This window comes from Persicitalea sp. (genome assembly GCF_041751555.1).
Classification (GTDB): Bacteria; Bacteroidota; Bacteroidia; order Cytophagales; family Spirosomataceae; genus Persicitalea.
The window spans coordinates 1-11,683 of record NZ_JBGSXF010000002.1 but is presented as its reverse complement, the minus strand read 5'-3'; the positions used below and the strand labels follow the sequence as shown (position 1 = coordinate 11,683).

The following is an 11,683-nucleotide window of genomic DNA, read 5'->3' as shown; positions in this document are numbered from 1 at the left end:
TCGTACTCGGCGTTGATGTTTCCAAGTACACGCAACGTGTTCGTAAAGTCCTTGGTGTACTCAATGATCGCTATCGGGTTGGGTTCCACCGACGTAGTTTGGAAGGGGGTGCCATCGGCGTTGTAAACCTTATTGGTGGGGTTCGTTTTCAAGATCGCCCCCAGCAAATCTCCCGAGAAACCTGCATTGTCGGTAACAGGTACACCCGTGTCGGTAGTTTTGGCAAAATTTACACTTGCACCGACCGTCAGCTTGTCATTGATAAACTTTTTACCGCCACTAAACGAGCCTGACAACCGCTTGATACCTGAATTTTGGATGATACCCTCCTGGTCGAAATAGCCCATCGAAAAGCGGTAGTTGCTGCCATTTTCCCCACCGCTGAACGATAGGTTGTGCTGGTTAGTTTTGCCCGTGCGAAACAGCTGGTCCTGCCAGTCGGTTCTGGCTCCATTGTCAGTGCCACCCGCCGATACATACGCTTCTGGACTCAACAGATCGTACTTTTTGGTGATACTGCTTAATCCCAAGGAGTACGAATAATCGACAGAGCCTTTGCCTTTTCCCTTCTTGGTCGTAATCAGCACGACGCCATTGGCACCCCTAGCTCCGTAAATGGCCGTAGCTGAAGCATCTTTCAGGATGTCCATGCTGGCAATGTCGTCTGGGTTCAGAAAGTTGAGGGGGTTACGGGCAGAACTACTACCCAGACCTCCGGCAGAACCGCCGCCGGAGACGTCGTTACCAGCCAGAGGTACGCCATCCACTACGAAGAGCGGTCCGTTGCCACCGCGAACCGAAGATGTTCCCCGAATACGAACATTGATCCCGCTACCGGGTTCACCGCTACTTTGTGTTACAGCTACCCCGGCCACGCGGCCTTGTAACAATTGCTCAGTTGAGGTAATGACGCCTTTGTTAAAGTCCTTGGCCCCAATGGCCGCCACCGCCCCGGTCGCGTCCTTTTTCTTAACGGTACCGTAGCCGATAACGACTACCTCTTCAAGCGCAGCAGCATCTTCCAACATTGATATGCTGATCGATGTACGATTATTAACCGCAACTTCTTGAGCTTTCATACCCACGAAGCTAAATACGAGAGTACCGTTGGAAGGTACATTGGCAATGCTATAGCTGCCATTAACGTCGGAGGTAGAACCAATGGTGGTTCCCTTTACCTGAATGGTCACGCCGGGCAGTCCCGAGCCGTCTTGGGCCGTTACTTTACCCGTGACCGGGATATCCTGAGCAAAGGCTGAGTAAGTAAAAAACAGGAACAGAAACGCCAGAAGCGAAGCCTTTTGCTTGTTTGGGCCGGGCGTTCTCATACAGCGGCCAGAGAGAAGAAATTTCATCATAGGATTTTTTAGGTTAATAATTAGAACAATTGATGTATTAACTTCCAAAGGTACTAGTATGTTAACATATTTCTATATTATTTAAATAAGAAATTACTTAACCCTGACTATGCACCAAGATCCAGAGTTTACCAGAATCCACATTTTTATAGGTAGGGTTCAGGTACTTAGCGGGCAATTAATAGGGTTTTATTCTGATAAGTATTTTTTGGGTTTACCGGACTTTAATCGGTAGCAACCACCTAATCTGACCCCAGCATGCTCAACCGCCGCGATCTCATCAAACACCTTTCCAGTTTGCCGCTCGTCGGCGGTTTTCTGGGAGGAAAACCCATACTCGATTCGCCCGCCGCCAGTCTTACGGCCCGGAACCTCGCTAAAGAACTCGGTATCCGTACTTTCATTAATGCGGCCGGTACCTATACCGCCATGACGGGTTCGCTGATGCAAGACGAAGTTGTGGAAACCATTCGCGCCTCCTCAAACAACTTTATGATGCTGGATGAGGTGCAAGACAAGGTTGGCGAGAAAATCGCAGCCATTACCCACGCCGAGGCAGCCGTAGTGAGTGCAGGTTGCTTCTCGGCCATGACGCTCGGCCTCGCGGGCGTGCTGACAGGCATGGACAACCATAAGGTAGCCGCCCTCCCCCATCTGGAAGGCACCAGAATGCCTTCGGTCGTCATCATGCAGAAAGGCCACAACGTTGGCTATTCCCACGCCCTGCTCAACACGGGCTGCACCATTGTCAGCATCGGAACCCTGGACGAACTTGAAAAGGCCATCGACGACAAGACCGCCCTGCTTTGGTTCCTGCACATCCAATCGGACCGTGGCCAGATCAACCACGAGCAGTGGGTAGAAGTAGCCAAGCGACGCGGCATCCCGAGCATGATCGATATTGCCGCCGACGTGCCGCCCATCGAAAACCTCTGGCGGTTCAACGACATGGGCTTCGACCTCGTCTGCGTGTCGGGCGGCAAGGCACTGCGCGGGCCGCAGAGCGCGGGGATTTTGATGGGCAAGAAGAAATACATTGAGGCTGCCCGACTCAGTATGCCACCGCGCGGAAGTACCATTGGCCGCGGGATGAAGATCAATAAGGAAGAAATCCTGGGGATGTACGTCGCCCTGGAAAATTTCGTCAACACCGACCAAAAAAAACTCTGGAAAACCTGGGAGGACCGCACCACCCTGATCGGAAACGCCGCCGAAAGCGTGTCGGGCGTAACCGTTGAAACCCGCGTACCCGAACTAGGCAATCACACCCCAACGCTGAATATTTCCTGGGATACTTCAAAAATAAAATTGGATACCAAAGGTTTGCAGGAAAAACTGCGCAACGGAACCCCTTCCATCGAGGTAGTTTCTGGTGGCGAAAATGCCATAGGGATGACCGCCTGGATGCTCCAGCCCGGCGAGGACAAAATCGTGGCTAAACGATTGAAAGAAGAGTTGCAGAAGGCAGCTGTTTAATATTTTGGCTTAAACATTTTTCGGTAATGAAAAAACTACTTCTCCCCTTTCTATTTCTTCTGGCAACATTTTCCCACGCCCAAACTTATTCCATCCTCATCAAAGGCGGTCACGTCATCGACCCCAAAAACAACCTCAATGAACCGATGGATGTGGGTATTCAGGATGGAAAAATCGCTAAAATCGCCAAAAGCATTGACCCGAAAGAAGGCCGTCAGGTAGTTGATGCCAAGGGAATGTACGTCACGCCGGGCTTGATCGACATCCATGGTCATGTGTTCTACGGTACTTCGGACAACAGCTATCTCAGCGATGGCTTGTCCGCCCTGCCGCCCGATGGCTTCACCTTGCGGGTGGGCGTGACTACCATCTGCGACGCGGGCGGCGCGGGTTGGGAGTCGTTTCCTTTATTCAAAAATAACGTGATCGACCGCTCGAAAACCAGGGTACTTTCCTTCCTCAATATTGTGGGCGCGGGCATGAAAGGGGGCCAGGCCGAACAGGACACCAGCGACATGGATGCCCGCAAAGCCGCGACCGTGGCTATGAATAATAAGGAAGACATCGTGGGATTTAAAGTCGCGCACTTCTCCGGCCCCAACTGGCAGCCTGTGGATCGCGCGGTGGAGGCGGGCAAAATAGCCAACATGCCTATCATGGTAGATTTTGGCGGTAGTAATCCTCCCTTACCATTAAAAGAATTATTTCTGGAACATCTGCGCCCCGGCGATATTTATACCCACGCCTACACCCTGTTAGATGGCAACGTCCGGGAAACCATCGTGGATGAAGCCGCGCAAAAGGTCAAACCACACGTCCTCGAAGCCCGAAAGCGGGGCATCGTGTTTGATGTTGGCTACGGCGGCGCGAGTTTCAACTACACCCAGGCTATTCCGGCGATAAAGGCGGGATTTCAACCAACTACCATCAGTACCGACCTGCACACGGGCAGCATGAACGGCTCGATGAAAGATATGCTCAGCGTGATGACCAAGTTCTATAACATGGGAATGCCCCTGCCGGAGGTCATCAAGGCCAGTACCTGGATGCCCGCCAAAGTTATCGGCCGTGAAGGCCTTGGGCACCTCACCGAAGGGGCTACCGCCGATGTCGCCATTTTCACGATGCGGAAAGGCGATTTCGGTTTCTACGACAAAACGGGCTACAAAGTGACCGGAAAGGAGAAGCTGGAATGCGAAATGACGGTCAAGGATGGAAGAATAGTGTATGATCTCAACGGTATTGCGGATCCGGTGTATGCGAGGTAGCTTTCGGCAATAAACTCTTTCATGTATAAACTATTCCCCAAAATAATAGCCTTTTTCTTGCTGCTTCTGGCTGTTGGTTTTGTCCAGCCGAAAGATCAGGAATCAGAAAATGGCGGCCTTTTTCTGCCCGAAGGCTTTGAGGCCATCGTGGTGGTGGATAGTTTGCCAGGAAGGGCCCGGCATCTGGCCGTGAATGATAACGGCGATATATATGTAAAAGCTCGCCGGGCCGATGCGGGTACTTCCGTGACGGCTCTCCGCGATACCAATGGTGACGGCCGGGCTGATATTATCGAGGCCTTCGGAGGTAACGCGCGGGAAAGAAACTACGGAACCGCCGCCCGGATTTACAATGGCTACCTCTATTTCAGTTCCGAACTGGTAGTTTATCGCTACAAGCTCACGCCCGGAAAGCTAGTACCCGAAGGTGAAGCTGAAATCATTCTCACCGACGACCACGCGCACGGCATCAGCGAACACATTGCCAAGCCACTTGCGTTCGATGACAAAGGCAATATGTACGTTCCGTTCGGGGCGCATTCCAATGGCTGTCAGGTCGATAACCGCACGCCCGGCTCACCCGGCATGGACCCCTGCCCTCTGCTCGAAGACCACGGTGGCATCTGGCGATTCGATGCCAATAAAGTCGGGCAGACCCAGAAAGACGGCTATCGTTTCGCGACAGGGCTGCGGAGTGTGGTGGGTATGGAATGGAATTTTGCAAGCAATAATCTGTACGCCGTACACCACGGGCGTGACGATTTGCTCCGCCTCTGGCCGCAGCTTTTTTCGCCCTGGCAAAGTGCCCTGCTGCCTTCGGAAGAATTTTTTTTGATCAAAGACGGCACGGATGGCGGCTGGCCCTACTGCTATTACGACCAAATGCAGGGCAAAAAGGTACTTAACCCTGAGTACGGCGGTGACGGCAGTAAAGTCGGTCGTTGCGATGACTGCGCCGAACCGCTAATCGGCTTTCCCGGTCACTGGGCACCCAATGACCTGCATTTTTATCAGGGAAACCAGTTTCCTGCCCGCTACAAAAATGGTGCGTTCATTGCTTTCCACGGCTCTACTAATCGGGGGCCTTACCCGCAGTCGAGCTATTTTATCGGCTTCGTGCCTTTTAAAAACGGCAAGCCTTCGGGCGAATACGAAGTATTTGCCGACGGTTTCGCGGGAAAGGAAATCATTCCCAGCCCCAACGACGCCGACCATCGCCCGATGGGCATCGCGATGGGACCAGACGGCTCGCTGTACTTCGCTGAAACCGAAAAAGGAAAAATCTGGAAAGTCACCTATCGCGGACAAAAGCGCAAACTACCCAAGTCGGCCTTAGCCAAAATGGAGCAGCGCAAGTCGATGGCCCACATCCGAACTCCCGACGTAGAAAAAGATAATCTCGACAAAGGAAAACCCGTAGCTGCCGCCAATGTGTACCGAATCTACTGCGCAGGTTGCCACCAGCGCGACGGTCAGGGCGACTCCCAACGCTTCCCGCCCCTGAACAGCTCCGAATGGGTCACTGGCGACAAAACCAGACTCATCGAACTGGTACTGAACGGCCTGGAAGGCCCCATCGAAGTGAAAGGCCAAACCTACAATGGTGTTATGCCCCAACATAGCTTCCTGAACGACGAGCAAGTGGCTGAGGTACTAACCTTTGTCAGAACCAATTTTGGAAACGAAGCTGATGCAGTAAGTAAGAAAGAGGTGCAGGGAGTGAGGAACAAGTTAAATTGATAATGTCTTCCGTCAATGATCTACCTTACCGTGCAACACCGACCCAAATCTGTTTTGTTTTCATCGTTGACTCTATTCTTAGGGCTGATCGCGCCGTGGGCCACCGCTCAACTTGCTGGTATAGAAATCAAAACGGAGCAAAAGCAGATTCCGGTGTTGAAGTATAAAACGAACAATCCGGTACTTCGGATTAAGATAGAGACTACTCAGGAAAGTACCCTCAAAGCGCTCCGGGTTTCTACCCAGGGTACTGACGACCTGAACGATATTAGCAAAGTTCGCCTCTTCTATTCGGGGGCAGATTCACTATTTTCCGAAAAGCAGCCCTACGCCAGAGAGACGTCCCCTAAGCCGGAATTGCTGTTCCGGCAGGCACTTGAACTGAATGTGGGTACCCACTATTTCTGGGTTTCATACCAGGTCGGTGATGAAGCCGGGCTACTTCACAAAGTGGATGCCTCCTTGATAGGCGCAACCTTCCGGCAAGGAAACATCCAGGTACCTGCGGATGAGGCAAGTACTCAGCTAAGACTAGGGTTGGCACTGCGTCAGCACCGGCAGGATGGCGTCAACACTCATCGCATTCCCGGCCTGACTACGTCTGAAAACGGAACGCTGCTGGCCGTGTACGATGCCCGGCGGGACGGTGGGCGCGACCTGCAAGGAGACATTGATATTGGATTGAACAGAAGTACTGACAGAGGCAACACCTGGCAACCGATGCAGGTCGTCCTGGACAAAGGTACGTGGGGAGGTCTGCCCGAGAAGTTCAACGGGGTAAGCGATGCCTCCATTTTGGCGGACACCGCTACAGGTACCATCTACGTGGCCGGGCTATGGATGCACGGCGTTCTAAACAAGGATGGGTTGTGGATAGAGGGCCTGACCGCCGAAAGCGACGCCTGGCAGCATCAGTGGCATAACCGGGGTTCGCAACCCGGCCTGGGAATAAAGGAAACCTCCCAGTTCCTGATCACCAAAAGTACCGACAATGGCCTCACCTGGAGCGAGCCCATCAACCTGACCCAAATGGCCAAAAGAAAAGAATGGTGGCTGTGGGCTCCCGCTCCGGGACGGGGAATCGTGATGGACGACGGTACTTTGGTGTTCCCTACTCAGGGAAGGGGTGCGACAGGAGAGACATTTTCCAATATCACCTATAGTCAGGATCAGGGCAAATCATGGACGACGAGCGAACCTGCCTATTCCAATACCACCGAATGCGCCGTGGTACAGCTTAGCGACGGCCGCCTGATGCTCAATATGCGGGACAATCGTAACCGCGATAACAAGGCGGCGACTAATGGTCGGGCTGTTTTTACCACACGGAACATGGGTGCTTCCTGGGAACAGCACCCTACTCATCACGGCGCATTGCCCGAGCCTACCTGCATGGCCAGTTTGCACAAGCATCCGTACGATAACGGCACCAAAAGCGTACTGCTGTTTTCCAACCCCAACTCCAAGTACCAGCGGGAGCACATCACCGTGAAAGTGAGCTTTGACGACGGGATGAGTTGGCCGGAAGAAAACTGGATGCTGCTCGACGAAGGAAGAGGGCGAGGGTACTCCTGTCTGACGAGCATTGATGAAAATACCATCGGCATCGTGTATGAGAGCAGCCAGGCAGACTTGGTTTTTCAGCAGATTGTCCTTAGTGAATTGATTGAACGATAGACGATTGTGAGGATATGTAGAGCTCTGAAAGCCTTCAAAGCGGCCCAACGAGATGTCATAATATATGAAGTACTTATTTTGTCAATAACTTAGCAAACACATTTTGTCAACACCTACAAAACAACCAACTAAACAACCATGAAAACGCAACGCAGATCGACCATCAAAAAATTATTCGCCTCCGTCGCCGGAGCCATTGGACTCGGCGCCTCGGCCAAAGCGGCGGCTCCCGAACCTCAGAAGGAAGTGGGTGAAGTCTTGATGAACGAGGACAAACCTCTTTTCTCGGAGTTCACCAAGTTCAACAACATGGTGTTCGTGGCGGGCAAGGGTGCGCACTTCGAAGGGGATATTACGGCCCACACTAACCACGTGTTGGATGAGTTGGAAAAAGCCCTTAAAAAAGCGGGCTCTTCGATGGACAAGGTACTTAAAGTGAGCGTTTTTCTCCACGACCTGAATGACTACAAGGCCATGAACGAAGCCTATCGCGGCCGATTTGGCGACAAGCCCCCCTGCCGTACTACCGTGGCCGTTTATGGCGGCGTACCGGGTGCTTCTCTGGTGGAGATCGATTGCATTGCGTACGTATAGGTATCCGTGGCGATGAGAGGCTAAGAGCTAATCACTCAAATTGTTCTTTATTCAATTATCAATAAAAAAATATCAAGTGATTGAGATACAACAAGGTACTTTGGCCATTAAATTCTAAAAGCATGAAAACTCAACGCAGATCGACCATCAAGAAGCTATTCGCTTCCATTGCGGGAGCAGTAGGTTTGGGCGCGGCAGCCAAGGCAGTTCCCGCCAGTCCCATGAAGGAAGTCGGGGAGGTAGTTTTGGACGAGGACAAACCGCTGTACTCGGTGTACACCAAGTACAACAACATGATCTTCATGTCGGGCAAAGGCGCGCACTTCGAGGGCGACATTACCTCCCACACGAAGCACGTGCTGGACGAGTTGGAAAGAGACTTGATCAAAGCCGGATCTTCAATGGATAAAGTACTCAAAGTGAGCGTGTTCCTCCACGACCTAGCCGACTACAAAGCCATGAATGAGGTATATCGGGGCCGTTTTGGCGACAAACCGCCTTGCCGCACGACGGTAGCCGTGTACGCTGGCGTACCGGGCAACTCGTGGGTCGAGATCGACTGCATCGCGTATATCTAGCAGAGTACTTTGCCTGTTCGTTTTGACACAAGCCGTGCGATACCGCGCGGCTTATTTTGGTATTTCTAAATCATGACTTATCTCATCATCGACACCGAAACCAACGGCTTGCCGCAGTCATACCACCTACCTGTTACCGACTTGACCAACTGGCCCCGACTCATCTCCGTGGCCTGGGGATTATATGACGAAGCCGGAAACCAACTGAGCCACAACAAAGCGATGGTAAAGCCGGTGGGCTACCGTTGGAACCCCGCCGCGCAGCGCGTCCACGGCATTACGCCTGAGCGTGTCGAGGGCGAGGGGCGACCGCTGGTCGAGGTATTGAACCAATTGGAGCCAGACATCGAACGCGCTGATGCTTGGGTGGGACACCATGTTGTGCTTGATCACGGCGTGATCGGAGCCGAGTTTTTGCGAATGGGAAAGGCACTCAACCGACCGAGCGAGTTCCCTACCCGCCCCCAACTCTGCACGATGGAAGCCAGCACCCAAGTGACTGCCAACGGAGAACCCGTCAAATTGGACGAACTCTATCGGCTGTTGATGGGTAAAACCATGAAAGGTATGCACGACGCCACCGCCGATATGCTGGCTACGGCGGCGTGTTTTTTTGAGTTGAAGAAGCGGGGGATTTTTTGAAAGAGTTTAGAGCAGACTTGGCAGAGACAAAATAGCGTATATTTGTAAAAAACACTTTTTTCATAAATGGAGCTTTTAGATAGAATTACCATCAACTCAGACATCTGCCACGGAAAGCCCACCATTCGGGGCCTTCGATATCCGGTCGAAAATATGCTGGAACTCATGGCTTCGGGTATGTCCCATGAGGAAATTCTGGATGACTATGAAGATTTGGAGAAAGAGGACCTCTGGGCCTGTTTACTTTTTGCCGCCCGTCTTACGCGGTCGAAAGGTAGTTACCCACTTGACTTGGTAGCGTGAAGTTCATCGTTGACGCCCAACTTCCCCGACGATTGGCGCACATGCTGCGGGCAGAGGGGCACGATGCGATTCATACCCTCGACTTGCCCAACAAAAATGCCACCGCCGATCATCGAATCAATCGCCTTTCCATTGAGCAAAATCGGGTAGTCATCAGTAAGGACTCGGATTTCTACGATAGCTTCTTAAGCAAGCAGGAACCCTACAAATTAATTTACCTCACGCTTGGAAACTGCTCCAACGGAACCCTGCTCTTGCTTATTAAAACGAATCTTGATCTTTTAGAGACTCTTCTACAAGAAAACGATGTCATTCAACTCTCCCAAACGAAGTTGATCGTAATTTGCTAAAAACAAATCGCTTCTGTGTGATTATTCCTCGAAAGATTCATTTGTGCTTCCCTTCACATCTATTTCTTAAAAAATCTCAAAACCCAAAGTAACCTGCCAAAGACTGGTTTTGGAAGTGAAGCGGGCATCGTCGCTTACTTTGTCGAGCTTTATAGCCGATACATCGGTCAGGGCGCCTTCGTAGCGTACATCTATTTTAAATCTTTTTAAGTCCAATCCTGCGCCGACCTGATAGCCGAACACCGCGTCTTTAAGCGTTTTATCGACCGACTGGTTCGTGTAGGTTTTAATCGTTTCTTTCAACTCACCGCCTTCGGCAATGGCAAACGAGGCGATAGGGCCCGTATAAATCCGAAGTACTCTTTTGATGTTGAGTCCCACCAGGAAAGGGAGATCAATGTTCGTAGATTTGAAATCTACGCTTACTTTCTGCGGAATAGTCCCGGTCGCGGCGCTGTTCTGCAATACGTCAAAGGTTCCTCCCTTGGCCGAAACAAGTACTTCCGGCTGTACATAAAAAACCCGTCCGATCCTCAACCAGACGCCTCCTACCAAACCCGTGGCGCGGGTTCCGTTCTGTTGGAATTGATTGACAATCAGCGAACCCGCCGGATTTACTACCGAAAACTCCGCATCCTTGACCGACAGCGAAGAGAAATTAGCCCCCAGGCGAACTCCCGAATGAAAGGCCTTCCCCTTCTTTTCGCGGGAAGATTTCTGCGCATTCGCCGAAATGGAGCAAAGCAGTAGAAATGATACAATGAGTAGCCCGAGATTTTTCATAAACCCAATGTATGAGTTTATGGTATTTAAACCACTCACTTCCAGCGTACTTTTTATTATTCGGTGGGCAGAACTTAGTAAGTGGTCGCGCGGGACTAATTAGTTGGCTATTCTTCCACAATCGGCTTCCCTTCGTAGTTCATTTTGATGTAAGGTACCGTTTCCGTTTCATCGATCACGTAGCTCCACTTTTTAACATATTCCAGGCCGGGCAGGAACTTGTCTTTTCGCTCCCTCAAAACCTTGCTCAGTCGCTTATCGAGATCGACTTGTAATTTGGCAGCCTTGGCGTTCCCGATCAGATTATTCAATTGATACGGGTCCTCCTTATTGTCAAAAAGCTGCCAGGGGCCGCTGAGGTCGCGGGTGTAGGTGAAGCGCTGCGTGACGATGCCCCGGTACTCCTTACCGCCCCGGCTGCGGGGCCATTGGCCGAAGGGCTGCACGCAGGAAATGAGCGTTTCTGTGGGTACTTTCTTACTGGTGTTCTGAACTCTAACTATATCTGTGTAATTGATTCCTTCCACCGATTCGGGAATCGGAATACCGCTCATGCCCAATAGGGTAGGCATAATATCGGGCGTGTTGAGAAGCACGTCCGATGTCCAGGTGGTGTTCGGGCCAAATAGTTTTGGATAATGAAGCAAGAACGGCACCCGGATGCTTTCTTCGTAGGGCTGCTGCTTGTTCCACCAGCCGTGCGAGCCGAGCAGGTCGCCGTGATCGGCGGAGAAGACCAGAATTGTGTTTTCTTCGATGCCCGTGTCTTTGAGTGTCTGCCACAGCTTACCCAGGTTGTCGTCGATAGCCGCCATGTGGGCGTAGTAGCCGCGCAGGGTTTCTATTGCCTTCTCGCGGTTTTCGGCGGGGACGTTGTCGCGCAGGATGATTTTCTTGTTTTCAAACATCTTCCG

The 11,683-nt window shown here is 51.7% G+C and carries 12 protein-coding genes; 9 read left to right on the top strand and 3 right to left on the bottom strand.

Features of this window, described 5'->3' with window-relative positions; all coding sequences use genetic code 11:
* A partial coding sequence (locus ACEW8P_RS00130) for a SusC/RagA family TonB-linked outer membrane protein (RefSeq protein WP_373511081.1) occupies nt 1-1,358 on the bottom strand: 1,358 nt, incomplete at its 3' end.
* A 258-nt stretch (nt 1,359-1,616) separates the two neighbouring features.
* On the opposite strand from ACEW8P_RS00130, the gene ACEW8P_RS00125 reads away from it, so the two are divergent.
* From ACEW8P_RS00125 to ACEW8P_RS00085, 9 genes are all read left to right on the top strand, one after another.
* Nucleotides 1,617-2,834, top strand: coding sequence for an aminotransferase class V-fold PLP-dependent enzyme (locus ACEW8P_RS00125; RefSeq protein ID WP_373511080.1), 1,218 nt, complete (start codon nt 1,617-1,619; stop codon nt 2,832-2,834).
* Between the two features lie 26 nt (nt 2,835-2,860).
* Nucleotides 2,861-4,102, top strand: a complete 1,242-nt coding sequence (locus ACEW8P_RS00120) for an amidohydrolase/deacetylase family metallohydrolase (RefSeq protein ID WP_373511079.1) — start codon at nt 2,861-2,863, stop codon at nt 4,100-4,102.
* 21 nt (nt 4,103-4,123) lie between these two features.
* Complete coding sequence (locus tag ACEW8P_RS00115; protein WP_373511078.1) at nt 4,124-5,842, top strand: PQQ-dependent sugar dehydrogenase; 1,719 nt, start codon at nt 4,124-4,126, stop codon at nt 5,840-5,842.
* Between the two features lie 66 nt (nt 5,843-5,908).
* The gene (locus ACEW8P_RS00110) at nt 5,909-7,519 is read left to right on the top strand and encodes an exo-alpha-sialidase (protein ID WP_373511077.1); all 1,611 of its coding nucleotides are present in this window, start codon (nt 5,909-5,911) and stop codon (nt 7,517-7,519) included.
* A 138-nt stretch (nt 7,520-7,657) separates the two neighbouring features.
* Nucleotides 7,658-8,113, top strand: coding sequence for a RidA family protein (locus ACEW8P_RS00105; RefSeq protein WP_373511076.1), 456 nt, complete (start codon nt 7,658-7,660; stop codon nt 8,111-8,113).
* 122 nt (nt 8,114-8,235) lie between these two features.
* Nucleotides 8,236-8,691: a RidA family protein gene (locus ACEW8P_RS00100; RefSeq protein ID WP_373511075.1), complete on the top strand. Its 456-nt coding sequence runs from the start codon at nt 8,236-8,238 to the stop codon at nt 8,689-8,691.
* A gap of 72 nt (nt 8,692-8,763) precedes the next feature.
* A complete protein-coding gene (locus ACEW8P_RS00095; protein ID WP_373511074.1) occupies nt 8,764-9,333 on the top strand; it encodes an exonuclease domain-containing protein in 570 nt (189 codons plus the stop codon).
* A 66-nt stretch (nt 9,334-9,399) separates the two neighbouring features.
* Nucleotides 9,400-9,636, top strand: a complete 237-nt coding sequence (locus ACEW8P_RS00090; protein WP_373511073.1) for a DUF433 domain-containing protein — start codon at nt 9,400-9,402, stop codon at nt 9,634-9,636.
* Nucleotides 9,633-9,986, top strand: a complete 354-nt coding sequence (locus ACEW8P_RS00085) for a DUF5615 family PIN-like protein (RefSeq protein WP_373511072.1) — start codon at nt 9,633-9,635, stop codon at nt 9,984-9,986. Before ACEW8P_RS00090 ends, ACEW8P_RS00085 begins: the two co-directional genes overlap by 4 nt.
* A gap of 66 nt (nt 9,987-10,052) precedes the next feature.
* Here ACEW8P_RS00085 and ACEW8P_RS00080 read toward each other — a convergent pair whose 3' ends face one another.
* Both ACEW8P_RS00080 and ACEW8P_RS00075 read right to left on the bottom strand, forming a co-directional pair.
* Complete coding sequence (locus ACEW8P_RS00080; RefSeq protein ID WP_373511071.1) at nt 10,053-10,769, bottom strand: porin family protein; 717 nt, start codon at nt 10,767-10,769, stop codon at nt 10,053-10,055.
* Between the two features lie 107 nt (nt 10,770-10,876).
* Nucleotides 10,877-11,683: sulfatase/phosphatase domain-containing protein (locus tag ACEW8P_RS00075; protein ID WP_373511070.1), on the bottom strand; the 807-nt coding region annotated here is incomplete at its 5' end.